Source organism: Nocardia higoensis, assembly GCF_015477835.1.
GTDB classification, from domain to species: domain Bacteria; phylum Actinomycetota; class Actinomycetes; order Mycobacteriales; family Mycobacteriaceae; genus Nocardia; species Nocardia higoensis_A.
In genome coordinates this window covers 26,217-50,565 of the sequence record NZ_JADLQN010000005.1, presented here as the reverse complement: position 1 = coordinate 50,565, position 24,349 = coordinate 26,217, and the positions used below count along the sequence as shown (strand labels likewise).

Here is a 24,349-nt window from a genome sequence, read left to right as displayed (position 1 = left end):
TGAGGATGCGCGATCAGCAGCGGAGGATCGAGGCGTCCTCCGCCGACAGGCCGTACTTGCCGGCGCAGTTCATGCCGCCGTAGCCGTGTTCGACGAAGCGCCAGTGCCCGTGCGCCTCGGAGTACCGGAACAGGTACAGCTCGGGATGTTGGGCGCCCTCCGGCCAGTGGTTCGCCGAGGCGAAAGTGCCGGTGCAGCGCGAGTCCTGGAGCGGGACAAGGCGAGTGGAACCACCCGTCATCTGTAGTGAGGTGGTCAGATACTCGTCTCCCACTATGGCACAGTGGTCCTCCGACGGCGCCGGGGATTCGGTCACGCCGGTGTCGCCGGGCACGGTCGGCTCCGGAGCGGGCACCGTTGCCTCGGGAGCGGGCACCGTCGCCTCGGGGGCCGGCACGGTGGTCTCGGGAGCAGGGGCCGCGGTTCCGGCATCGGGACCGGGGGCCGGGGCGCCGGGTGCGGTCGCCGGGGCCGACGCGCTCGTGGACACGGCGGTCGAGGCCGCGGAGCCCTTGTCGGAGGCGTCTTCGCCGCCGCACGCGGTGAGCACGGCCGCGGCGGTGGTCGTGGCAACGATGAGCAGAACGGATCGGTTCATGTTTCCTCCGAGGGTTGAGCCCCGCTGGGTGACAGGTGCTGCTCGAATCATCGGAGGCACAAGACGATTCGTTTCATGTGCGAACTATGAGAACGGCGGACGATCCTGCGCTCGGTTCGGCGACGGGTCGCGCTCGACCACGGTGACCCGCTCGAAGCTCTCGCCGAGTATCGGGGCCGTGATTCGCCGCCCGAGCTACTCAACGGTTCGAAGACGTGCCCGCGGCCGGGCGAATCTCGAACACAGCGACTTTGTCGGCGGCCGCGCCGAATTCGGCGGGGTCGGCGCTCTCGACCACGCCGATGCGAATGAAGAACTGCACGCCGTGCGGCACCTCGGCGGGGAAGGCGGTCATGACTTTCTCTCGCATCGCCGGATCGGTGACTTCGGTAAGAGTGATGTCCGCACGCGCACGCCCTTTGCTCAGCGTGCCGTGAGCAGCGGCCCTGGCGTTCTTCGCCCAGCTGCAATTCGCCAGTCCCGCGATGACATATCGCCGTCCGTCCACCGTCAGCGGTGAGACCGGCGTCGATCTCGGCTCGCCGGAAACGCGGCCGGGGATCGTGATGATGTGGATGGTGCCGAGCGGGACGCCGAGGCGGTGCAAGAACTTCACGACGTGGTTCGCGGGCTTCAACCATCCGGGCAACGCCCCTACATCCGACATGTGCCGACTCCCTCTGTGGAACACGGTGGGACCGCATCGCGCGTGGTCATGGCGTTGGAGTCCCCTAGAATTTCGGAGGCGGGAACGTCCCGTTCACGTTTATTCCCGCATCGGAACAATCCCGTAACGGGAATACTAGAACCGGGAGGCATGCGGTGTCCAGCCCCAACAGCGTCCGTATCCAGCGCGCCCTGCAGAGCGCCCTGGTCAACGCCGTGCTCGGAAACGAGCGCATCGCACGGGAATTCGGCCTGCTGGTCACCGATCTGCAGACGCTGCACCTGCTCGTCCTGCGCGAAGACGTGCGCACCCCGAAGCGACTCAGCCAGACCACCGGCTTGCCGACCAGTACCGTGACGCGAGTTCTGGATCGACTCGAAAACGCCGGCTACCTGCGGCGCGCGCACGATCCCGGCGATCGTCGGCGGGTCAACATCGAACTCGACTGGGAGCAGATCGCACCGATCATCAGCCGCTACGGGCAACACACCGAGACCCTCTACCAGGCCAACGCCGAGTTCACCGAAGAAGAACTGGGTATCGTCGCCCGCTACCTGGAGCGGACCGGCGAAACCTTCTGAACGCGGCTCCGAGCCCAATGGTGTGCGTGCCATGTCGGACCCCGATGGCACCATCGACCTTCGTGACGATCGATGAACGGCCCATGCCGCCGCTGAACGCCGACGAGCGCGCCACGCTGGAATCGTGGCTCGACTTCTACCGCACAACGCTGGTGATGAAGTGCCGGGGACTCGACGACGCTCAGTTGCGTATCGCCTCCGCGGCGCCCTCTCCGCTGACCTTGCTCGGCTTGGTTCAGCACATGGCCGAGGTCGAACGCAACTGGTTCCGCAGGGTCCTCGCGGGGGAGTCCGCCCCGCCGATCCACGACCCGCGCGCCGACACTGCCGGGCACGACGGCGGCTTCGCGGTGTTCGACCATTCGTCCTACGACACCGCCCTGGCCGTCTGGCAGGACGAGATCGCCCACGCCCGCCGCAATTGCGCCACCCGCCACCTGGACGACACGAGTCCGTTCATGGACAGCCAGGTGAGTCTGCGCTGGATCTACACGCACATGATCGCCGAGTACGCCCGCCACTGCGGCCACGCCGACCTCATCCGCGAACGCATCGACGGAACCACAGGCCTCTGAACGCTCACGAAATAATCCACCCGGCGCGGATACACCGGGTGGACTCGTTTGTTCAGCCTGTCATGTCAGGTCAGCCCGTGATCTCCACCGTCGTTGTCGCGATCCCGCCGTTCGGACACCACGCCGAGATGGTGTGCGTGCCGACGGGGACGTTGTCGACGAAGACGTTCCCGGTAGGCGCGACCGGGCCTCGCAGACGTCAACCGAGGTTCACGGCCGATGTCGTGGCGAGTGCCGTGTGGAGGGTGGCGGCCCACTGCTTGACGATCTGCTTACGCCGCTGCGAGTCGTCGGTCAGCACGTCGGCCAGGCCGAGACCACGGGCGAGGTCGAGGGTGGCCTGGACGAGGTGGTGGGTGACGGGATCGGAGTCGTCGACTCGGAGGGCTTCCACGGCGCGGCGGTGGGAGGCTCGGCCGAAGTGGGCTTCCAGGGGGACGATGCGTTCACGGAGGGCGGGGTCGGCGGCGGCGTGGGTCCAGACCTGGAGGGCCGCTTTGAACAAGGGGCTGGTGCAGGATTCGACCAGGCCGGTGACGACCGCCTCGGTGCGGGCGATGCCGTCGAGATGCTCGGAGAGGGCTCCCGCTTCGCTGAGGGCTTGTTCGGTGCGGACGTCGAACATGTACTCGAGGGCGGCGGTGATGAGCTCTTCCCTGGTCGGGAAGTGGTGCTGGGCCGCGCCACGGGAGACGCCCGCGCGTTCGGCGACCACCGCGACCGTGGCCGCGGCCCAGCCCATTTCGGCCAGGCAGTCGATGGTCGCCTCGAGCAGCCGCTGCCGGGTGGCCCGGCTGCGGTCCTGCTTGGGTTCGTGCGGTGTCGCCATGATCGTCATTCTGCCCAGTGCGGCGGCCGGCGCTGCAAGAAGGCCGTCATGCCCTCGCGCACCTCCGGGGTTCCGAAGAACGAGGCCGAGCGTCGCGCCAATTCCTCCGCGGAGCGATCGAACTCGGCGAGGACGGCGGCGTTGACCAGCCGCTTCGCCTCGGCCAAGCCCTGCGGCGCGCCTTTGCGCAGTTCGGCACACAGCCGGGCGACCTCGGCGGCGGGGTCGTCGGCGGTGACCGTGACCAGGCCGATCTGTTGGGCGACGGCGGCGTCGAATTTCTCGCCGGTCAGGTAGTAGCGGCTCGCCGCGCGGGGATCCAGCCGCGGGAGCAGGGTCAGCGAGATCATGAACGGGGCCAGGCCGATGCGCACTTCGGTGAGGGCGAAGGAGCTGGACGGGCCCGCCACGACCAGGTCGCAGCCGGCCACGATGCCCATACCGCCCGCGCGGACGTTGCCCTCGATCTGCGCCACGACCGGCTTGGGCAGGTCCACCAGCCTGCGCAGGACACCGATCATGGTCCTGGTCCGCTGGTCGGCAGCCACGGCGGGATCGGCGTCGCTCGCCTCGGTGAGATCGGCGCCGGCGCAGAAGGTGTTGCCGGTGTGGGCGAGCACGACGCCGCGCACCGCCGGGTCGGCCGCCGCGTCGTCGAGACCGCGCAGCAGTTCGGCGACCAGGCGGGTCGACAGTGCGTTCCGGTTGCGCGGGGAGTCCAAGGTCAGGACCGCGAAACGGTCACGGACTTCGTAGCGCACCAGCGGCGGCGTCGCAGCGGACACCTCCACACCCGACGGCGCGTCATCCGAGGTCGCGGCATCGGAGCTGACGCCCCCGGGAACCCCGGCCTCGGACGAGGCCGGACGGGACGCCGCGCCTTCGGACGGCCGGGGATCAGACATCGTGGTCTCCTTACGAACAGGCGTGGATCAGTACGAGCGCGGCAGACCGAGCGAGTGCTGGGCGACGAAGTTGAGAATCATCTCCCGGCTGACCGGCGCGATCCGCGCGATGCGGGCCGCGCCGAGCATGGCGGCCAGACCGTAGTCGGCGGTCAGGCCCGCGCCGCCGTGGGTCTGGATGGCCTGGTCGAGTGCGTTGATACTGACCTCGCCCGCCGCGTACTTGGCCATGTTCGCGGCCTCGGCGGCGCCCATCTCGTCGCCGGCGTCGTAGAGGGTGGCGGCCTTCTGCATCATCAGCTTGGCCTGCTCGAGTTCGATCTTCACCTTCGCCAGCGGGTGCGAAATACCCTGGTGGGCACCGATCGGGGTCTTCCAGACGGTGCGTTCCTTGGCGTATTCGACGGCGCGATCGATGGCGTAGCGGCCCACGCCGACGGCCATGGCGGCGCCCATGATGCGCTCGGGGTTCAGGCCCGCGAACAGCTGCATGAGCGCGGCGTCCTCCTTGCCGACCAGCGCTGTCGAGGGCAGCCGGACGTCGTCGAGGAACAGGTTGTACTGGTGGTCGGGCTCGATGATGTCCATCTCCTGCGCCACCTTGGTGAAGCCGGGGGCGTCGGTGGGGACGATGAACAGCGCGGGCTTGAGCTTGCCGGTCTTGTGGTCCTCGGTGCGCGCGACGATCAGCACGGCCTCGGCCTGGTCGACGCCGGAGATGAAGATCTTGCGGCCGGTCAGCAGCCAGTCGTCGCCGTCGCGGCGGGCGGTGGTGGTGATCTGGTGCGAGTTGGAGCCCGCGTCGGGCTCGGTGATGCCGAAGACCATCTTGGCCGAGCCGTCGGCGATGCGCGGCAGCCAGTTCTGCTTCTGCTCGTCGGTGCCGTAGCGGCTGATGATGGTGCCGCAGATGGCCGGCGAGACGACCATGAGCAGCAGGCCCGCGCCCTGGGCGGACAGTTCCTCCATGACCAGCGACAGCTCGTACATGCCCGCGCCGCCGCCGCCGTATTCCTCGGGGATGTTCACGCCGAGGAAGCCGAGCGCGCCCGCCTCCTGCCACAGTTCGGTGAGCGGCTCGCCCTTGCGCGCCTTGGGCAGCACATAGTCGCGGTAGGTGTATTTGAGGGCCAGCTGAGCCACAGCTGCGCGCAGCGCCTTGCGTTCGTCGGTTTCGATGAAACTCATGGTCGGTCCTTACTTCTCGTCGATCGCGTCGTCGGGATCTACGACGGCCAGTACTGTGCCGAGCTCGACCTGACGGCCCACCTCGACGTTCAACGCGCTGAGCACGCCCGTGGCGGGCGCCGCGATGGTGTGCTCCATCTTCATGGCCTCCAGCCAGAGCACCGGTTGGCCCGCGCTCACCCGATCGCCCACGGCGGCGCCGAGCCGGATCACGGTTCCCGGCATGGGGGCGAGCAGGGAACCGGTGGCGAACTGGTCGGCGGGGTCGCTGAAGCGCGGCAGTCTGCGCACGCTCACCGGGCCGAGCGGAGAGTCGACGCAGACCAGTTCGCCGTAGCGGGCGATGTCGAAGCTCCGGCGCACGGGGCCGCGTTCGCCCGGCACGGACAGCACGACCCGGTCGGGACCGGCCGAGACGACCTCGAGGCCGTCGTGTCCTTCGACCGTGGCGCGGCCACGGACATACCGGTAGTCGATGTCGTGGGTGCCGGTGCGACGGCTGTCGTAGGACTTGCGTTGCGACTGCGAGGGCAGATTGCGCCAGCCGCTGGGCAATCCGCCGCCGGTCCGCGCGCTCGCGCGGTTGACGGCGGCGTCCGCCAGTGCGGCGGCCACGACGGACAGGCGTTCGTCGGCGGGCTCGGCCAGCGGGGCGGCGAGGGTGTCCAGACCGTGGGTCGCGAAGAACGCCGTGTCGGTGTCGCCCGCCAGGAACGCGGGGTGGCGCAGGACGCGGACCAGCAGGTCGCGGTTGGTGACCAAGCCGTGAATGCGGGCGCGTCGCAATGCCGAGGCCAGCAGTCGAGCTGCCTCCGTGCGGGTTTCGGCGAAGGCGATGACCTTGGCGAGCATCGGGTCGTAGTGCACGCCCACCACGGAACCGTCCAGCACGCCGGTGTCCAGGCGGATGCCCGCGCGGGTGAGGGGTTCGAACTCGGCTGCCACGTGCGGAATGTCGATGCGGTGCACCGTGCCGCTCTGCGGCTGCCAGTCGTGGGCGGGGTCCTCGGCGTAGAGGCGGACCTCGATGGAGTGGCCGCGCATCACCGGCGGCTCGGCGGGCAGCCGATCACCGGCGGCCACCGCCAGCTGGAGCCGGACCAGATCGACGCCGGTGGTGCATTCGGTGACCGGATGCTCCACCTGCAGGCGGGTGTTCATCTCCAGGAAGTAGAACTCGCCGGTCTCGTCGGCCAGGAACTCGACGGTGCCCGCGCCGGTGTAGCCGATCGCGGACGCGGCCAGCCGGGCGGCCTCGAACAGCCGGTCCCGCATACCGGGACGGTCGTCGGCCGACGCCGCGTCGATGCGCTCGACCAGCGGCGAGGGCGCTTCCTCCACGACCTTCTGATGCCTGCGCTGGATCGAGCACTCCCGCTCGCCCAGCGCCCACACGGTGCCGTGGGTGTCGGCCATCACCTGGACCTCGATGTGCCTGCCGGTCTCGAGGTACCGCTCGCAGAACACGGTCGGGTCACCGAACGCGGATTCGGCTTCCCGGCGGGCGGCCTCGATCTGTCCGGACAGCTCGCTCAGATCGCGGACCACGCGCATGCCGCGACCGCCGCCGCCTGCCGATGCCTTGATGAGCACCGGCAGGTGGCTCTCGGCGACCTCGGCGGGGTCCAGTTCCGGAAGAACAGGAACCCCCGCCGCGGCCATCAGCTTCTTCGAGGCGACCTTCGAGCCCATCTCCTCGATGGCGGCCACCGGCGGACCGATCCACGTCAGACCCGCGTCGAGCACGGCCCGCGCGAATTCGGCGTTCTCGGAGAGGAATCCATAGCCGGGGTGCACCGCGTCGGCACCGGCGGACAGCGCCGCCTCGATGATCAACTCGCCGCGCAGATAGGTCTCGGTGGGAGTGTTGCCGGGCAGGCGGACGGCGGCGTCGGCGTCACCGACGTGCGGAGCCTGCGCGTCGGCGTCGGAGTAGACCGCCACGGTGCCCAGCCCCATCCGGCGACAGGTGGCGAAGACCCGCCGCGCGATCTCGCCGCGATTGGCCACCAGCACGGTGGAGATCGATGTGTCCCGATCCCTTGTCATGACAGCCTCACATCCGGAAGACGCCGAAGCCCGCGGCGCCTTCGATCGGGGCGTTGTGGACGGCCGACAACGCCATGCCCAACACCGTGCGGGTATCGCGGGGATCGATGACGCCGTCGTCGTAGAGCCTGCCCGACATGAACATCGGCAGCGACTCGGCTTCGATCTGCGCTTCGATCATGGCGCGCATGCCCGCGTCGGCCTCCTCGTCGAAGGCTTTGCCGCGCGCTTCGGCGGCGGCGCGGCCCACGATGGAGATGACGCCCGCCAGCTGCGCGCCGCCCATGACGGCGGATTTGGCGCTGGGCCAGGCGAAGACGAAACGGGGATCGTAGGCGCGCCCGCACATGCCGTAGTGGCCCGCACCGTAGGAGGCGCCCATCAGCAGGGTCAGGTGCGGGACCTTCGAGTTCGAGACCGCGTTGATCATCAGCGCGCCGTGCTTGATGATGCCCTTCTGCTCGTACTCCTTGCCGACCATGTAGCCGGTGGTGTTGTGCAGGAACAGCAGTGGCGTGTCGGACTGGTTGGCCAGCTGGATGAACTGGGCCGCCTTCTGCGCTTCCTCGGAGAACAGCACGCCGCGCGCGTTGGCGAGGATGCCGACCGGGTAGCCGTGCAGTCGCGCCCAGCCCGTCACCAGGCTGCTGCCGTAGAGGGGCTTGAACTCGTCGAAATCGGAATCGTCGACGACGCGGGCGATCACCTCGCGCGGATCGAACGGGATCTTCAGATCCGAGGGCACGATGCCGAGCAGTTCCTCGGCGTCGTAGCGGGGTTCGAGCGCGGGCTGGGGGGTTGGGCCTTGTTTGCGCCAGTTCAGGCGCTTGACGATGGAACGGCCGAGGCGGATCGCGTCCTGTTCGTCGGCGGCCAGGTAGTCGGCCAGGCCGGAGACGCGGGCGTGCATGTCCGCGCCGCCGAGGGACTCGTCGTCGGATTCCTCGCCGGTGGCCATCTTCACCAGCGGCGGGCCGCCGAGGAACACCTTGGAGCGTTCCTTGATCATCACCGTGTAATCCGACATGCCCGGCACGTACGCGCCACCGGCGGTGGAGTTGCCGAACACCAGGGCGATGGTCGGGATGCCCTCGGCGGACAGCTGGGTGATGTCGCGGAACAGCCGCCCGCCGGGAACGAACACCTCTTTCTGGGTGGGCAGGTCCGCGCCGCCGGACTCCACCAGGTTCACCAGCGGCAGCCGGTTCTGGCGGGCGATGTCGTTGGCGCGCAGATTCTTGCGCAGCGTCCACGGGTTGGAGGTGCCGCCGCGCACGGTGGGGTCGTGCGCGACGACCATGCACTCGACGCCTTCCACGATTCCGATGCCGGTGACGACGCTGGCGCCGACATGGAATTCGCTGCCCCAAGCGGCGAGCGGGCACAGTTCGAGGAACGCGGAATCCTCGTCGACGAGTAGTTCGATGCGCTCACGAGCGGTGAGCTTGCCGCGCTTGCGGTGCCGGGCCAGCTTGTCCGGCCCGCCGCCTTCCACGGCTTTGACGAATTCGGCCTCGACCTCGGTGAGCTTGGCGCTCATCGCCTCGGCGGCCGCACGGTACTCCGATGTGCCGGAGTCCAGGACGCTACGCAACACGGTCATGCCTGTCCGCCCCCGATCACGCCTGGTAGCCCAGACGCTTACCGGCCAGACCCAACAGGATCTCGCTGGTGCCGCCGCCGATGCCGAGCAGGCGGATGTCGCGGTACTGGCGCTCCACCTCGGCCTCACGCATGTAGCCCATGCCGCCGTGCAGCTGAACCGCCTGGTGGGCGACCCATTCGGCGGCCTCGACGGCGGTGTTCTTGGCGAAGCACACCTCGGCGATCAGATCGGTCTCGCCCTCGGCGGCGCGGCGGGCGACCTCGCGGGAGTAGACGCGCGCCACATCGATGCGGCGGGCCATCTCGGTGACGGTGTTCTGCACGGCCTGGCGGCTGATCAGCGGGCGGCCGAAGGTCTCGCGGTTGCGCACCCACTCCAGGGTGAGGTCCAGGCAGCGCTGGGCCTGGGAGTAGCCCTGCACGGCCAGGCCGAGCCGCTCGGAGACGAACGCTCCCGCGATCAGGTAGAAACCGGCGTTCTCCGGGCCGACCAGGTTCGACACCGGCACCTTGACGTCCACATAGGACAGTTCGGCGGTGTCGGAGGCCTGCCAGCCCATCTTCTCCAGCTTGCGGCTCACGGTGAAGCCGGGGGTGCCCTTGTCGACGACCAGCAGCGAGATGCCGGCGGAGCCCTTGCCACCGGTGCGGACCGCGGTGACCACGAAGTCGGCGCGGCAGCCGGAGGTGATGTAGGTCTTGGCGCCGTTGACGATGTAGTGGTCGCCTTCCAGGCGCGCGGTGGTCGACAGGTTGTTGACGTCGGAGCCGCCGCCGGGCTCGGTGATGGCCAGCGAGCCGATCATGTCGCCGGCCAGGGTCGGCTTGACGTAGCGATCGATCAGCTCCTGGTTGCCGGAGGCGACGATGTGCGGGACCGCGATGCCGCAGGTGAACAGCGAGGCGAACAGCCCGCCCGAGCCGCCGGCCTGGTGGATCTCCTCGCAGAGGATCGCGGTGTCGATGGCCGTGCCGCCGCCACCGCCGACCTCCTCGGGGAACTGCAGGCCGAGCAGGCCGAGTTCGCCCGCCTTCTTGTGCAGATCGCGCGGCAGCTCGCCGTCACGCTCCCACTGGTCCAGGTGGGGCAGCACCTCGCGCTCGACGAAACCGCGCACGGTGGCGCGTAATTCGCGACGCTCCGGGGTCGTCCACGGATTGACAGATGCAGTCATGACAGCAACTCCACGGGAATATCGATGTGACGGGACCGCAGCCATTCGCCGAGTCCCTTGGCCTGCGGGTCGAACCGGGCCTGGTACGCCACGCCCTTGCCGAGCAAACCCGCGACGAGGAAGTTCACCGCGCGCAGATTCGGCAGGACATGCCGGGTGACGGTCAGACCCGCGGTTTCGGGCAGAAGTTCTTGCAGCTTGTCGGCGGTGAGGGTGTGCGCGAGCCAGCGCCAGGCGTCGTCGGTGCGCACCCAGACGCCGATATTCGCGTCGCCGCCCTTGTCGCCGCTGCGGGCGAGCGCGATCGTTCCCAACGGGACGCGCCGGGAGCGCTCACTCGAGAACGGTTGCGGCAGTTCGGGTTCGCCGACGGGTTCGAGCGGCCTCGTCTGCTCGGACGGCGCGATGTCGATTCGCGAGCCGTCGGGCAGCACCGCGACGTGCGGCACCTCGGCGGCGTCGACGAAGCCCGCGGTGTAGACGCCGTAGGGCGAACCGTTGCCGGGCGGGGTGGTGGAGCTGAACCCCGGGTAGCTCGCCAGCGCCAGCTCCACGGCCGTCCCGGAGAACGCGCGGCCCACCTTCTTCGGATCCGGGTCGCGCGCCACGCAGCGCAGCAGAGCGCTGGCCTGCTCCTCGGTCTCGGCGTCGGGGCGGTCCAGGCGCACCAGCGTCCAGTCCAGCTCGGCCGGGCGCACCGGCAGCCAGGACTCCAGCTGCCCGCGCACCAGGTCGGCTTTGGCCTCGATGTCCAGGCCGGTGAGGATGAACTCCATCTCGTTGCGGAAGCCGCCGAGGGTGTTCAGCGAGACCTTGAGCCGCGGCGGCGGGGCCTCCCCGGTGACACCGGAGACCTGGACCCGGTCCGGGCCGTCCTGGGTGAGCCGCACGCTGTCCAGCCGGGCGGTGACATCCGGTCCGGCATAGCGGGCGCCCTGGATCTCGTACATGAGCTGGGCTTCGACCGTATCGACGGTGACCGCGCCGCCGGTGCCGTCGTGCTTGGTGATGACGCTGCTGCCGTCGCGGCGGATCTCGGCGATGGGGAAGCCCGGTCGGCCCAGGTCGGCGATCTCGGTGAAGAAAGCGTAGTTGCCGCCGGTGGCCTGGGTGCCGCATTCGATGATGTGCCCGGCGACGACCGCGCCGGCGAGGGCGTCGTAGTCGGTGCGGGTCCAGCCGAAGTGCGCGGCGGCGGGTCCGACGATGACCGAGGCGTCGGTGACGCGGCCGGTGACCACGATGTCGGCGGCTGTGTGCCGACCGTCGCGACCGCCGAGACATTCCACGATGCCCCACGCGCCGAGATAGGCGTTGGCGGTCAACGGCGCGCCGAGCCCGAGTTCGCTCGCACGCGGCAGCAGGTCGTCACCTTCGACGTGGGCGACCTTCGCGTCCAGTTCGAGTTCGGCGGCGATCTCGCGCACCTTGTCGGCCAGACCGGCGGGGTTCAGTCCGCCCGCGTTCACCACGATGCGCACGCCCTTGTCCAGTGCGAGGCCGAGGCAGTCGCGGATCTGGGCGACGAAGGTCTTGGCGTAGCCGAGGCTCGCGTCCTTCATCCGGTCGCGGCCGAGGATGAGCATGGTCAGCTCGGCCAGATAGTCACCGGTGAGCACATCGAGATCCCCGCCCTCCAGCATCTCGCGCATGGCGGAGAGCCGGTCGCCGTAGAACCCGGAACAATTGCCGATCCTGATCACCTCGGGGTCGGCGGCAAGTCTGCCCATCAGCCCGGGGCCTCCCTTCGACATGCCTCGTCGTTCGTGTCCGGCCCAGCATCACATCCGGGCAAGAAAAAATCAAGCTAGCGTGCTTGTTAATTGTCCATGCAGGTCAGCGCCCTGCCCGGACAGCCGGAACCCGCGGATACGCCGCACCGGCGAGCCCATGCGGACGCGCCACCCGCCTATCGTGCACCGCCCGATCCAGCGACACGGCAGAATCGGCCCAATGTCCCCCGACGTGACGATGATGCTGATGCTCGCCCTCGCCGGCTTCCTGCTCGGCGGCGCCTACTCGCTCTGGAAGACCTCCCGGCCGCTGGCGATCGGGCTGGCGGCGTGCGGCGCGCTCGCCGCCGCGGCCGGACTCTTCTGGGGGCTGGGCTGAACGCAGCGCCCATCGGATAGGCGGCGGCCCGCGCCCGCGATCAGCGGCGAGTGAATCCGATGGGATCACGTTGTCTCACCGAGAACGAATGATCCTGCCACACGGGCAGTTCGGCGCCGCGCCGCCGCACGATCCGAGACACACGATCGAATCATTGATAGCATTGATTTCGTGGCTGCCATCACTATCCGCGACCTGGATCCCGACGTGAAAGAGCGCCTGCGGCGCCGAGCCGCAGCGCACGGCAGGAGCATGGAATCCGAGGCGCGGGCCATTCTCTCCGAAGCTGTCAAACCGAAGCTTCTACTGCGCGAACTGTACGAACGCAGCCGACCGTACGCCGCGGATCTGGACATCCCGGAGCAGCCGGAGGCCGGAGCAGCGCCACTGTGATCATCGCTGATACCAACGTCGTGTCGGAGCTGTTCAGGCCCACCCCGGCACCTCAGGTCGTCACTTGGCTGGAGAGCACATCCGACGTCACGATCACGTCGGTGACCGTCGGTGAGATTTGGGCGGGAATCGAAAACCTACCTGACGGCCGACGGAAAACAGGTCTGCGTGGGCTCGCAGAGGAATTGTTCGACGAATTCGGGGCGGAAATCGAGTCGTTCGACTACGAAGCGGCGCGTCTGTACGGCCGGATCGTCTCGACACGCCGTCGACTCGGCCGCCCCATCGGCTACGCCGACGCACAGATAGCGTCCATTTGCGCGGCGAAAAACTGCCCTGTCGCTACCCGCAACGTAAAGGACTTCGCCGAGATCGGCATCGAGATCGTCAATCCCTGGGAAGACTGATCGTCGAAAGCCCTGGCTGGCTCCGAGGAAACGCCGACGGCCCGGTGTGGAAGGAAGTCCTTCACACACCGGGCCGGCGGGGGGCGCGACCATCGGGCAGTGATGATCGCGCCGACGCGGAGCGGACCTGCTGACGAGGTCGCCTCCGCGTTCCCGGGCGGCGAGGGCGCTGCCCGGGGGGCTCTGTGTCAGGCGTCCCGCCTGTTCACCACGACCACCGCGGCGGTGAAGACGACCGCGACGAAAGCCGTGAAGTACGCGAGCGCGGGCCACGCTCCCCAGTGCCACGGAAGGCCCGGGTCCTCCATGCCGAGGAAGCGGTTCGCGTTCTGGAACGGCAGGAACACTTGAATATTACGTCCGTACTTGCCGAAGGCGCCGATGATCGGCTCGATGAGTACCGGCCAGACGATCAACAGCGAGATCGCGCCCGCCGACTGGCGGATCAGCGCACCCACACCGACCGAGAGCACGGCCACCAGGGCGATGAAGATCGGGACCGCGTAGAAGATCTTGGTGTCGCCCTCGGTGAGGCTGAGCTTCACCCCCACCTCGTCGGTGGTGACCACCTTCAGGATCAGGAAGCCCAGGAAAGTGAGCACCGCCGACAGCACAGCCGCGCCCACCGCCAGCATCCCGGCCTTGGTGGCCAGCACCGCGGTCCGGTTGGGGACGGCCAGGAAGGTGGCGCGCATGGTGCCGAAGCGGTACTCGCTGGTCACGGCCAGGGCGCACATGATCATGATGAGGATGTAGCCGAAGCCGGGCAGGAAGGCCGCGCCGGTGATGCCGAGCGCGGAGAGCACGTTGTCGGCCAGCGGCGGTTCCGGCGCGATCGACGGGTCGTCCTTCCAGGCGCTCATCGTGACGTTCAGCAGCAGGCCGAACAGCGCCGTGATGCCCAGGGAGAACACGATCGCCAGGCCGGTGCACCACCAGGGCGATCGGGTCGAGGTCAGTTTGATTCGTTCCGCGGCCAACACGCTCATCGGAGCGCCCCTCCCATCGCTGCCATCTGCGCGCCGGGACCCGGCACGCCCACTTGGTCGGCGCCTTCGCCGTGATACTGCACCGAGCCGCCGGTCATCCGCATGAACGCCTCTTCCAGCGAGGCGCGCTGCGGGGACAGCTCGAACAGCGTGATGTTGTTCTTGCTCGCCAGCATGCCGACGGCGTCGCTGGTCACGCCCGCCACCAGCAGAGCCGGTTCTCCCGAGCTCGAGCCGTCGTCGCGCACGGTCAGGTTCTCGGAGGTCAGCAGGCTGCGCAGTTCGTCGAGTTGGGGACTGCGCACCCGTACGCTCTGCTCGGAGGCGCGCTCGATGAACTCTTTGGTGGTGGTATCGGAGATGAGCTTGCCGCGGCCGATCACCACCAGGTGCTCGGCGGTCTGCGCCATCTCCGAGAGCAGGTGACTCGACACCAGCACGGTGCGGCCCTCGGCGGCCAGGCGCTGCATGAACCGGCGGATCCACAGGATGCCCTCCGGGTCGAGACCGTTGACCGGCTCGTCGAACAGCAGCACCTTCGGATCGCCGAGCAGGGCACCCGCCAGGCCGAGCCGCTGCGACATGCCCAGGGAGAACCCGCCCGCGCTGCGGTCGGCGACCTCGGACAGGCCGACCAGTCGCAGCACCTCCTCGACCCGCGCCTTCTCGATGCCGTTGGACGCGGCCATCCATTGCAGGTGCGCGCGCGCCGAACGATTCGGGTGCACCCACTTGGCGTCGAGCAGGGCGCCGACGGTGCGCAGCGGGTTGTCGATTTCCTGGTACGGCTTTCCGTCGATGAGCGCGGTGCCCGCCGTGGGCCGGTCCAGTCCCAGGATCATCCGCATCGTCGTCGACTTGCCCGCGCCGTTGGGTCCGAGGAAACCCGTCACCTGTCCGGGTCGGACGGTGAAGGTGAGATCCTCGACGGCGACGGTCCGGCCGTAATGTTTGGTCAGACCCCTCACTTCGATCATGGGCACCAGCATTCCCTACCGACGGGCCTTCCGCGTCACCACTCAGGGGTGGATTCCGGTCATCCTCGAGATCGACCTCGAGCCGCGGCGGTCTCGGGGTCATCCGGCGAGACCGCCGGGGTCGTCACCGAGCGGATGGCTGTTCGGCCGTCCGGTCAGCGCTGCGGCGACGAAGCCTGGGCCCAGAAACGCTTGGGGATACGACCGGCCTGCCGGGCCAGCAGGCCCGCGCGCACCGCGTCGGCCATCGCGGCGGCCATCATCGGAGGCTGCTTGGCACGGGTGACGGCGGTGGCCAGCAGCACCGCCGAACAGCCGAGTTCCATGGCCAGGGCGGCGTCGCTGGCCGTGCCGATGCCCGCGTCGAGAATCACCGGGACCCCCGCCGCCGCCACGATCATCTCGATGTTGTGCGGATTGCCGATGCCGAGACCGGTGCCGATGGGGGCGCCCAGCGGCATGACGGCCGCGCAACCGGCGTCCTCGAGGCGGCGGGCCAGGACCGGGTCGTCGTTGGTGTAGGGCATGACCGTGAAACCGGCGTCGACCAACTGTTCGGCGGCGGAGAGCAGTTCGATCGGGTCGGGCAGCAGGGTGCGCTCGTCGGCCACGACCTCGAGCTTGACCCAGGTGGTGTCGAGCGCTTCGGCGGCCAACTGCGCGGTGAGCACGGCTTCGGCGGCGGTGCGGCAGCCCGCGGTGTTGGGCAGCGGCATGATGTCGAGTCGCTTCAGCAGATCCAGCACGCCGGTGCCGCCCGCGGCATCGACACGGCGCATGGCGACGGTGGTCAGCTCGGTGCCCGAGGCGACCAATGCCTCCTCCAGCACGGTGAGATTCTCCGCGCCGCCGGTGCCCATGATGAGCCGGGAACCGAATTCGCGGTCGGCGATGCGCAGCGGCGGCAGTGTGGAAAGCTCAGCCACCTTGGACCGCCGTCAGCACCTCGATCGACCAGCCGCGGCCGACCGGTTCGTCCCAGCGCGACTTCGGGAACACCACGCCGTCCACGGCCACGGCCACGCCCTGGCACGGCAGTGTCAGCCGCTCGAGCAGTTCGCGCACGGTCAGCGGCTCCGGGAACTCGTGGTCCTCGCCGTTCACCGTGACACCGATCGGGATGGACATGGCGGTCATCGAACTCCTCCTGAGACGGACGGCGACGCCGGGGCAGGCGTCCGGGTGAAGCGGTGCGGGTCGGCGCCCGCGGCCTCGGGCAGCGCGTCACCGGCCAACGCGGCCAACGTGGCATCCACGGTGAGCGGGACGGCGAGCATGCCGTTGCGTCCGTGGCCGGTCGAGGCGACCACGCGATCGGTGAGCCTGCCGATGAGTGGCAGATTGTCAGGGGTGCCGGGGCGCAGGCCCGCACTCGCCTCGGCCAGTTCGTATTCGCCGATCGCGGGAAAGATCGCTTCCGCGTCGGCGATGAGGTCGCGCACGCCACCGACGGTGACCGTGATGTCGAAGCCGACCTCGTACTGGGTGGCGCCGACGACGATCCCGTCCGCGCGGGGTACGAGATACACCGGGCGGCCGTGCACCCTGGCACGGATCACCCGGCTGGGCGCGGGCGCGACGCCGGGGCGCTGCCGCAGGCGCAGGATCTCGCCCTTGACCGGGCGGACCGGCAGATCGGGCCACAACCCGCCGGAGGCGGCGCCCGCGGAGACGACCACCTGGTCGAACTCCAGCGCGGCCGGATCGGTCACGGCGTGCTCGCGCACGTCCACCCCCGCGGCGACCGCGGCCTCACGCAGCGCACCGAACAGCAGCCGGTTGTCGATGGCAGGTTCGCTCGACAGCAGTCCGGCCCGGATGGTTCTGGCCAGCGCCGGTTCGAGCTCACGGACTGCGGCGCGGTCGAGCAGTCGCAGCTCGTGGCCCCGTTCGCCCACCCAATCGGCGACGGTGCGCAGATCGGCGGCGTCGGCGGAGTCGAGCGCGACGGTGAGGGTCTGGTCGGCGACGAAGACGTCCACCCCGGTGGCCGCTGCCAATCGCGCCGCGAAATCGGGCCAGCGCGCCAGCGAGGCCGCGCCGAAGCCGAGAACGCTGTCCTCCCCGGGCCAGCCCTCCGACAACGGAGCGAGCATGCCGCCCGCCACCCGGGAGGCGCCCGAACCCGCGGCGGCGTCGAACAGCGTGACCTGCCACCCGGCCTCGGCGGCCCGCCAGGCCACCGCGAAACCGATGGCGCCGCCGCCGACGACGGCCAGAGTCCGCATGTCTTCCACCTACCTACCCGGCCTACCCGCTGCGCACCTGATCGCTGCGCGGGGACGCCCTGTGCTCGCTTCCCCACGGTAGCGCGGCTACCGTCTGTGACGTGCATCCCTCCCACCAGAACCGTCCCCTGCCGCCCCGCGAGCGCCTGGCCACGGCGCGGCTGTACCTGTGCACCGACGCGCGCCGCGAAAAGGGCGATCTGGCGAGGTTCGCCGACGCCGCCTTCGCCGGTGGCGTCGACATCATCCAGCTCAGGGACAAGGGCTCCGCGGGCGAAGCCCGATTCGGCCCGCTGGAGGCCGAGGCCGAACTCGGCGCGCTCGCCGAACTCAAGGCCGCCGCGCGCAGGCACGGCGGACTGCTCTCGGTGAACGATCGCGCCGACATCGCCCTGGCCGCGGGCGCCGATGTCCTGCACCTCGGGCAGGGGGACCTGCCACCCTCCTATGCCCGCCGCATCCTCGGTCCCGACGTGGTGATCGGCCGCTCCACCCACAACCGAGCCCAGGCCGGGCTCGCCGCGATCGACGAGAACATCGACTACTTCTGCACCGGCCCGGTGTGGTCGACACCGACCAAGCCCGGCAGGCAAGCCGCCGGTCTGGAGTTGGTCCGCTCCACCGCCGAGTCCCATCCCACCCTGCCCTGGTTCGCCATCGGCGGCATCGACGCGCAGCGGCTGCCGGAAGTGCTGGCGGCGGGCGCCCGGCGGATCGTCGTGGTGCGGGCCATCACCGAAGCCCGTGATCCGGAGGCCGCGGCTAGGGAACTCAAAGACGCCCTGCTGACCGCCGCCCCGGAGTAGTGCGCGAGCTGGTCGCGCCCAACCGACCTGCGCGCCGCAATCCGGCCGCGTGTAGTTCCACCCCTGGATCGACCGGCCTGAGCCGGTGGAACAGCTCAGGCGAGTATTTGGCGGACGGTCATCGACAGCGTGGACACAGAGACTGGGCCCGCTCCTTCAGCGGCCGCGACGATGTGGGCTTCGCCGCCGGGCCCGGCCGGGTCGGCGTGCAACCAGTAGAACCCCTGGTCGGCGAGGTCCACCGTGCGGGGCAGGGCGGCGGCGATCGCCTCGGCGTCACCGGCGGCCGCCAATTCCTCCCATACGGCGCGCGCCGGGGTGGCGCGCAGGGTGGGCCAGGCGGCGGCGAAGCCGGGGTGCAGGGGGCGGTCGGTGACTTCGTCCTCCGGGACCCAGGCCAGTTCGAGGCTTTCACGGTTGGCGCTGGTCTCGAGTGTGGCCGGGGCGTCGGCGACGACCGTCGTGTAGGTCCAGCCGCTGAGAACCGACGCGGTCACCCGCTCGGCGCGGACGCGGATCTCGGTGTGCGCGATGCCCGCTTCCTCCTCGGCTTCGCGGACGGCGGCGTGCACGGAGGATTCGTGGCTGTCCTTGGCGCCGCCGGGCAGCGCCCAGGTGCCGCCCTGATGGCTCCACGGGGCCCGATGCTGGAGCAGTACGGCCGAGCCTCCGCCCGCCAGCGGCGCTCGCAGCAACAATCCGGCAGCACCGTACTTGCCCCAGTGCCGTAGGCCGTCCGGGCCGATGGACCACCCGTCGCCGTCACCACGCATCGCAACCATCCTCGTTCCGCCGCGACGCACCACCCCCGCCGCACCCGCCCGGGGGTGTCCGACGCACCGCGGCATCGATATGACCACAATAAACTGCGATGCAGGCGCACGGCCGGGACGCGGACCGCGGAGGTGGACGGATGACACGGGCGGAAAGCGGGCGCGGCGCAGGAGCGGGGCTCGGGACCGGGACGGACGCTGATCCGGAGGCCGACGAGCGGACGCGGACGGCAGTCCGCGGCACACGGGCAGGCCCCGCGCCGGGCGGCGGAGATGATCGAGTGCCGACGACGGCGGATACGAGGCAGCCGTGGCCGACACGGGAGGCGCGGCCGCCGCGGAAGCCACGCACCGGGCAGCGAGGCGCCGCGGCCGCCGCCGTGCGCGAGCGGCTCGACCCGGCCAACGTCCGGGCCTTCGCGACATCCTCGCCGGGGTTGCTGATCGCGGTGGGATTGCTGTTGATCGCGTTGTGCGCGAGCGCGGCCGTCGTCACCGCCGACATGGTCGGAGACCGGCAGCTGGCACTGGACGTGCTGCTGGCGGAGACCGAACCGGAGGCGCATTCGGCGCACCGGCTCTACACCTCGTTGTCGATCGCCGACGCCGCCGCGAGCACCGCCTTCATCTCCGGCGGTCTGGAACCGCAGACAGTGCGCGAACGCTACGCCCAGGCCGTCGGCGCGGCCGCGGCCGAAGTGGTGATCGGCGCGGGCGACGCCGAAGCCGACGCCCGACTGCGCACCGGCATCGCCACCGGTCTGCCGGTGTACACGGGCTTGGTCGAGACCGCACGAGCCAACAATCGCAGCGGTTACCCGGTGGGCGCGGCGTATCTGAGCGAGGCATCCCACCAGATGCAGAGCACGCTGCTGCCGATGGCCGAGGAGCTGGAGGACCATCGGTCGGCGGCGGTCGACGAGGCCGGACGCAGGCATGTGCGGCCACCGTGGACGGCGATCGTGCTGCTGCTCGTGGCGCTCGGCGCGCTGGCGTGGGTACAGACATTGCTCACCCGACGATGGCGCCGAGTGCTCAATCCCGGTCTGCTGGCCGCGTCGGCGGCGATGCTGATCCTGCTGGCCTGGACGGTGATCGCCGGATCGATCTCGGCGGCGGCGATGATCGGCGGTCGCGACGAGGGCACGGTACCCGGTTCCCGGCTGGTGGAGAGCCGCATCCTCACCCACCAGGCGCGCACGGCGGAGACCCTGAAACTGGCCAGGCGTGACGCGACAGGCGACTACGACCGGATCTACGACGAGAGCATCGCCCGGATCGCCGACCTGCTCGAAGGCTACCCGGACGAAGCGCCGGCCACCGACGCGGTCGACTCGGCCACGGCGGCGCTGGACCGCTGGCGCGCGTCGCATCAGCGGATGAACGACGCGCTGGCGCGCGGCGACTACCCGGGCGCCGCGCAGGTCGCCACCGGTTCCGGCGTCGCGGAGACCTCGGCGGCCGTCGACGCGCTGGATCTGGCGCTGGACGGCGCGCTGGAGGAGACCCGCGTCCACCAACGCGATCACATCTCCCACGCCGCGCGTGCGCTGGACTTTCTCTCCCCCGGCGCGCTGGTGCTCGTGCTGCTCGCGATCGGCGGCGTCTGCGCGGGTATCTGGCCGCGACTGCGGGAGTACCGGTGAGGGCCCGGCGCGCGGTGTGCGCCGCACTGCTGGCCGGATGCGCGATCCTCACCGGCTGTGGGTCGGCGCCGGAGCCGGCCGGTCGCCCGTCGGGGCCGGACATCGGCGGTCCGCCGCTGCCCGCCGGAGCGGAGCTGCTGGACACCGCCGCCCCGCTGCCCCCGCGCGACGAGGCGGCCTGCGGTGACCCGACCGCGAGCCTGCGCCCGGATGGGGCGGCCGCCGGGCCCACCCTCGACGCGATCCGTCGGCGCGGCAGGCTGGTGGTCGGCTTGGACACCGGAAGCAACCTGTTCAGCTTCCGCGATCCGACCACCGGCCGGGTCGTCGGTTTCGACGCCGACATCGCCCGTGAGATCGCCGCCGACCTGCTCGGTGATCCGGAGCTGGTCGAGTTCCGCACACTCAGTTCGGGCGATCGCGAGCAGGCGTTGCAGGACCGGACCGTGGATGTGGTCGCCAAGACCATGACCATCACCTGCGAGCGCAAGGAGAAGGTCGCGTTCTCGACGGTGTATCTGCGGGCCGACCAGCGGGTGCTGGCGATGAAGGACTCCGGCATCGGCGGCATCGGCGACCTGGCGGGCAAACGGGTGTGCGTGGTGCGCGGCACGACGTCGCTGGACCGCATCCGCCGCGAGCAGTCCGCCGCCGCGGTGCTGACCGTGCCGAGTTGGGCCGACTGCCTGGTGGTGTTGCAGCAACGCCAAGTGGACGCGGTGAGCACCGACGACGCGATCCTCGCCGGCCTGGCCGCCCAGGACCCCTACACCCAGGTGGTCGGCGACAGCATCAGCGCCGAGCCCTACGGCATCGGCATCCCCAAGGACGCCGAGGACCTGGTGCGCTTCGTCAACCGCACGCTCGAACGCCTGCGTTCCGACGGCACGTGGACCCGCCTTCACCAGCAATGGCTTTCGGTCCTCGGACCCGCGCCGAGCCCGCCCGCCGCGACCTACCAGGACTGAGCGCCGATGACCGAACCCGACGCCCCGCGCCCCGACGCCCCGCCTCCCGACGCCTGGCAACCGGAGGCCGCACTCCCGCACGCGCCCGATGAGACGGCGGACGCCCGCACCGAGCCACTGCGCACCGGACGGAACGCCACCGAGGTCGCGCCCGCCACCGTCGCCTGGCCGACGCGCGAGCCGGGTGACATCCCTGCCACCGGTCTCGTGTCCCGACCGCCCGCCGCGCAGGTCTCCCGAGCCGACGCCGAGCCTTCCCCAGGAACGAATGCCCGGCCTGGCGGTGACAACGACCAGCGCACGGGCGACATGCCCGGCTCAGCCGCTGACGACTTCCCGCGCACCGACACCTCGCAGGGCGTCACTGCCGAGCACTACGCACCGACGGGAGCGGTGCGTCGGCCCGGTGCCGAGAGTTTCCCACCGACCGAGGCGGTCGCCCCACCCGGCAACGACGACGTCCCACCGACAGGCGCGATGCCTCGACCCGAATCCGGTGCCGAGGCCACGGGATACACCCCGAGACCGGTTTCCGAGCCCAGCCCCGGACCGCGCTCGAAGGGCTTCGGGACGAACGCGAAGCACAGCTCGGGCACGGGCCCGGGTTCGATGCCGACCGCCTCGGGCCGCAGCGTCCGCACCTCCCGATCCCGGCCCACCGTGCGCAGGCTCGGCGGCGGGCTGGTTCCGGTCCCGGCGATCCCGCCCGCCGATCCGCTGGCCGCCGTGCTGACCGACCCGGTGGTCAGCGAGGGCAGGCGCTACTGCGGGCGGTGCGCGAAACCGGTGGGCCGGGCGACGGCGGTGACCCCGGCGACTTCGGCGGGCGTGTGCGAGAACTGCGGCGCGCCTTACGATTTCCGGCCGTCGCTGCGCGCGGGCGACATGGTGGCCGGACAGTACGAGATCCAGGGCTGTCTGGCGCACGGCGGGCTGGGCTGGATCTATCTGGCGATCGACCGCAATGTCAGCGACCGGTGGGTGGTGCTCAAGGGCCTGTTGCACGCGGGGGACGCCGAAGCGCAGGCGGTCGCGGTGGCCGAGCGGCAGTTCCTGGCCGAAGTGGCGCATCCGAGCATCGTCAAGATCCACAATTTCGTCGAGCATCCCGGCAAGGACGGCGAGCCGGTCGGCTACATCGTCATGGAGTACGTGGGCGGCCGGTCGCTGCGGTCGCTGCTCGACGATCATCCGCGCCCGGAGCGGATGCCGGTCACCGTCGCCATCGCCTACCTGCTCGAGATCCTGCCCGCGCTGGACTACCTGCATTCGATCGGCTTGGCCTACAACGACCTCAAGCCCGACAACATCATGATCACCGAGGACCAGGTCAAACTGATCGACCTCGGCGCGGTCACCGCGCTGGACGCCTACGGAACGCTGTACGGCACCAAGGGTTTCCAAGCCCCCGAGATCGCCTCCACCGGACCCACCGTCGCCACCGACATCCACACCGTCGGCCGCACCCTGGCGGTGCTGACGCTGGATCTGCCGATGGACCGCGGCTATTACATCGCCGGTATCCCCGACCCGGCCGGCCATCCGGTGCTCGCTCGTCACGAGTTCTTCCACCGGCTGCTGCTGTGCGCGACCGACCCCGACCCCACCCGGCGGTTCCCTTCGGCACGCGCGATGTCGGCGCAGGCGGCGGGCGTGCTGCGGGAGATCCTCGCGCTGGAGACCGGCGAGGAACATCCTCAGCTGTCCACAGTGTTCAGTCCCCAGCGGGCCGGGTTCGGCACCGAGGAACTCATCAGCCGCACCGACGCCTACGTCGACGGCGTCGCCCGCGACGCCCTGCTGCGCGCCACCGATGTCGCGCTCGCCCTGCCCATCCCGCTCATCGACCCGACCGACCCGGCCGCCGGACTGCTGGCCGCGACCCTGCAACCCGACCCCGAGCAGGCGCTCGAGGCACTGCGCGCGGCGTGCGAACGGATCGAGGCCGATCCCGAGCACGCCCCGGACACCGCGCGCACGGAACTGCGTCTGGCCGAGATCCGCATCCGTCTGGATCAGGGGCATGCCGCCGAATCGCTGCGCCTGCTCGCCGGACTCGAGCCGGGCGATTGGCGGGTGCACTGGTTCCGCGGACTCGCCGACCTGCGCGAGCAGCAGTTCGAGTCCGCCTTCGCCGGTTTCGAGGAGGTGCTGCGACTGCTGCCCGGCGAGATCGCGCCCAAGCTCGCACTCGCCGCCACCGCCGAACTGATTCTCCAGCACTGGGATTCTCCGGACCGCGAGCAGTGGCGCGCCTACGCGGAGAAGTACTACGAGACCGTCTGGCGCACCGACCGCGCCGTGGTGAGCGCCGCCTTCGGCCTGGCCCGTCAGCTCGCCGCCGCGGGCCGGGTGGACGACGCGGTGCGCGCTCTCGACGAGGTCCCCGCCACCTCCCGCGCCTTCACCACCGCCCGGCTCACCGCGATCCTGCTGCTGCTCACCGCCGCTCCGGTCGCCGAACTGCCCGAAACGACCCTGCACGTCGCCGCGGGCCGGATCGCGGCACTGCCCGCGGGTGAGGGCCGGGTCCCGCAGATGCGCGTGATCGTGCTCGGCACGGCCCTGGCCTGGTTGCGGGCGGGCAACGAACCCAGCCGCCGCGGCGCCGAACTTCTCGGCGCGCCGTTCACCGAGCGCGACCTGCGCGAGGGCACCGAAGCCGGTCTGCGCGCGCTCGCCCGCGTCGCTCCCGGCCGCACCCACCGCTACGCGCTCGTGGATCTGGCCAACGCGCTCCGCGCGAAAACCCTGTTCTGAGCATGGTTTCGACCCGGCGCGATCGTCCTCTCCTCATCGAGCCAGGGACAGATCCTGCGGCCCGACGCGCCACGCAGAATCCCGCACGACCCCGGATTCGGAACTCGTCGTCCCGGCC

The 24,349-nt window shown here is 70.2% G+C and carries 24 protein-coding genes; 9 read left to right on the top strand and 15 right to left on the bottom strand.

Going from position 1 to position 24,349, the window contains the following annotated elements:
• Window positions 1-13: 13 nt before the first annotated feature.
• Together IU449_RS22840 and IU449_RS22835 are read right to left on the bottom strand one after the other, a co-directional pair.
• Window positions 14-598: a hypothetical protein gene (locus IU449_RS22840; RefSeq protein ID WP_195004199.1), complete on the bottom strand. Its 585-nt coding sequence runs from the start codon at window positions 596-598 to the stop codon at window positions 14-16.
• Between the two features lie 199 nt (window positions 599-797).
• Window positions 798-1,265, bottom strand: a complete 468-nt coding sequence (locus IU449_RS22835) for a nitroreductase/quinone reductase family protein (protein WP_195004198.1) — start codon at window positions 1,263-1,265, stop codon at window positions 798-800.
• A 155-nt stretch (window positions 1,266-1,420) separates the two neighbouring features.
• On the opposite strand from IU449_RS22835, the gene IU449_RS22830 reads away from it, so the two are divergent.
• Complete coding sequence (locus IU449_RS22830; RefSeq protein ID WP_195004197.1) at window positions 1,421-1,846, top strand: MarR family winged helix-turn-helix transcriptional regulator; 426 nt, start codon at window positions 1,421-1,423, stop codon at window positions 1,844-1,846.
• A 62-nt stretch (window positions 1,847-1,908) separates the two neighbouring features.
• A complete protein-coding gene (locus IU449_RS22825; protein ID WP_195004196.1) occupies window positions 1,909-2,421 on the top strand; it encodes a DinB family protein in 513 nt (170 codons plus the stop codon).
• Between the two features lie 199 nt (window positions 2,422-2,620).
• Here the strand turns inward: IU449_RS22825 and IU449_RS22820 are convergent, their stop codons facing one another.
• The 7 genes from IU449_RS22820 to IU449_RS22790 are packed head-to-tail and all read right to left on the bottom strand — an operon-like array spanning window position 2,621 to window position 11,902.
• Window positions 2,621-3,250 (bottom strand): TetR/AcrR family transcriptional regulator, encoded by a 630-nt coding sequence (locus IU449_RS22820; RefSeq protein WP_195004195.1) that lies wholly within the window; start codon window positions 3,248-3,250, stop codon window positions 2,621-2,623.
• Between the two features lie 5 nt (window positions 3,251-3,255).
• A complete protein-coding gene (locus tag IU449_RS22815) occupies window positions 3,256-4,155 on the bottom strand; it encodes an enoyl-CoA hydratase family protein (protein ID WP_195004194.1) in 900 nt (299 codons plus the stop codon).
• 27 nt (window positions 4,156-4,182) lie between these two features.
• Window positions 4,183-5,343, bottom strand: coding sequence for an acyl-CoA dehydrogenase family protein (locus IU449_RS22810; protein ID WP_067852169.1), 1,161 nt, complete (start codon window positions 5,341-5,343; stop codon window positions 4,183-4,185).
• Window positions 5,344-5,352: 9 nt separating this feature from the next.
• Complete coding sequence (locus IU449_RS22805) at window positions 5,353-7,392, bottom strand: acetyl/propionyl/methylcrotonyl-CoA carboxylase subunit alpha (protein ID WP_195004193.1); 2,040 nt, start codon at window positions 7,390-7,392, stop codon at window positions 5,353-5,355.
• 7 nt (window positions 7,393-7,399) lie between these two features.
• Window positions 7,400-8,995 carry an acyl-CoA carboxylase subunit beta gene (locus tag IU449_RS22800; RefSeq protein ID WP_195004192.1) on the bottom strand — a complete coding sequence of 532 codons (1,596 nt, stop codon included), beginning with the start codon at window positions 8,993-8,995 and terminating at the stop codon, window positions 7,400-7,402.
• Between the two features lie 16 nt (window positions 8,996-9,011).
• Window positions 9,012-10,172 (bottom strand): acyl-CoA dehydrogenase family protein, encoded by a 1,161-nt coding sequence (locus IU449_RS22795; protein WP_195004191.1) that lies wholly within the window; start codon window positions 10,170-10,172, stop codon window positions 9,012-9,014.
• Complete coding sequence (locus IU449_RS22790; protein WP_195004393.1) at window positions 10,169-11,902, bottom strand: acyclic terpene utilization AtuA family protein; 1,734 nt, start codon at window positions 11,900-11,902, stop codon at window positions 10,169-10,171. The genes IU449_RS22795 and IU449_RS22790 overlap by 4 nt, the downstream gene beginning before the upstream one ends.
• A 223-nt stretch (window positions 11,903-12,125) precedes the next feature.
• Here IU449_RS22790 and IU449_RS22785 point away from each other — a divergent pair, with 223 nt between their 5' ends.
• The 3 genes from IU449_RS22785 to IU449_RS22775 all read left to right on the top strand — a co-directional run bounded on the left by IU449_RS22785 (window position 12,126) and on the right by IU449_RS22775 (window position 13,084).
• A complete protein-coding gene (locus tag IU449_RS22785) occupies window positions 12,126-12,284 on the top strand; it encodes a hypothetical protein (protein WP_195004190.1) in 159 nt (52 codons plus the stop codon).
• Window positions 12,285-12,455: 171 nt separating this feature from the next.
• Window positions 12,456-12,677, top strand: coding sequence for a FitA-like ribbon-helix-helix domain-containing protein (locus IU449_RS22780; protein WP_195004189.1), 222 nt, complete (start codon window positions 12,456-12,458; stop codon window positions 12,675-12,677).
• Window positions 12,674-13,084 (top strand): type II toxin-antitoxin system VapC family toxin, encoded by a 411-nt coding sequence (locus IU449_RS22775; protein WP_195004188.1) that lies wholly within the window; start codon window positions 12,674-12,676, stop codon window positions 13,082-13,084. The genes IU449_RS22780 and IU449_RS22775 overlap by 4 nt, the downstream gene beginning before the upstream one ends.
• A 188-nt stretch (window positions 13,085-13,272) precedes the next feature.
• On the opposite strand, the gene IU449_RS22770 is transcribed toward IU449_RS22775, so the two are convergent.
• The 5 genes from IU449_RS22770 to thiO form a co-directional block, all read right to left on the bottom strand.
• Entirely contained in the window at window positions 13,273-14,073 is an 801-nt protein-coding gene (locus IU449_RS22770; protein ID WP_195004187.1) for an ABC transporter permease, read from the bottom strand.
• Window positions 14,070-15,050: an ABC transporter ATP-binding protein gene (locus tag IU449_RS22765; RefSeq protein WP_195004186.1), complete on the bottom strand. Its 981-nt coding sequence runs from the start codon at window positions 15,048-15,050 to the stop codon at window positions 14,070-14,072. Before IU449_RS22765 ends, IU449_RS22770 begins: the two co-directional genes overlap by 4 nt.
• 155 nt (window positions 15,051-15,205) lie before the next feature.
• Window positions 15,206-15,976, bottom strand: coding sequence for a thiazole synthase (locus IU449_RS22760; RefSeq protein WP_195004185.1), 771 nt, complete (start codon window positions 15,974-15,976; stop codon window positions 15,206-15,208).
• Window positions 15,969-16,187: a sulfur carrier protein ThiS gene (thiS, locus tag IU449_RS22755; RefSeq protein ID WP_195004184.1), complete on the bottom strand. Its 219-nt coding sequence runs from the start codon at window positions 16,185-16,187 to the stop codon at window positions 15,969-15,971. Before thiS ends, IU449_RS22760 begins: the two co-directional genes overlap by 8 nt.
• Window positions 16,184-17,278: a glycine oxidase ThiO gene (thiO, locus tag IU449_RS22750; RefSeq protein WP_195004183.1), complete on the bottom strand. Its 1,095-nt coding sequence runs from the start codon at window positions 17,276-17,278 to the stop codon at window positions 16,184-16,186. The genes thiS and thiO overlap by 4 nt, the downstream gene beginning before the upstream one ends.
• 101 nt (window positions 17,279-17,379) lie before the next feature.
• Here thiO and thiE point away from each other — a divergent pair, with 101 nt between their 5' ends.
• Entirely contained in the window at window positions 17,380-18,084 is a 705-nt protein-coding gene (thiE, locus tag IU449_RS22745; RefSeq protein WP_195004182.1) for a thiamine phosphate synthase, read from the top strand.
• A gap of 95 nt (window positions 18,085-18,179) precedes the next feature.
• On the opposite strand, the gene IU449_RS22740 is transcribed toward thiE, so the two are convergent.
• A complete protein-coding gene (locus tag IU449_RS22740; protein ID WP_195004181.1) occupies window positions 18,180-18,857 on the bottom strand; it encodes an NUDIX domain-containing protein in 678 nt (225 codons plus the stop codon).
• A gap of 380 nt (window positions 18,858-19,237) precedes the next feature.
• On the opposite strand from IU449_RS22740, the gene IU449_RS22735 reads away from it, so the two are divergent.
• The 3 genes from IU449_RS22735 (at window position 19,238) to IU449_RS22725 (ending at window position 24,231) form a co-directional block, all read left to right on the top strand.
• Window positions 19,238-20,503, top strand: a complete 1,266-nt coding sequence (locus IU449_RS22735; RefSeq protein ID WP_195004180.1) for a hypothetical protein — start codon at window positions 19,238-19,240, stop codon at window positions 20,501-20,503.
• Window positions 20,500-21,471, top strand: coding sequence for a glutamate ABC transporter substrate-binding protein (locus IU449_RS22730; RefSeq protein WP_195004179.1), 972 nt, complete (start codon window positions 20,500-20,502; stop codon window positions 21,469-21,471). Before IU449_RS22735 ends, IU449_RS22730 begins: the two co-directional genes overlap by 4 nt.
• Window positions 21,472-21,948: 477 nt before the next feature.
• A complete protein-coding gene (locus IU449_RS22725) occupies window positions 21,949-24,231 on the top strand; it encodes a serine/threonine-protein kinase (protein ID WP_195004392.1) in 2,283 nt (760 codons plus the stop codon).
• Window positions 24,232-24,349: the final 118 nt, after the last annotated feature.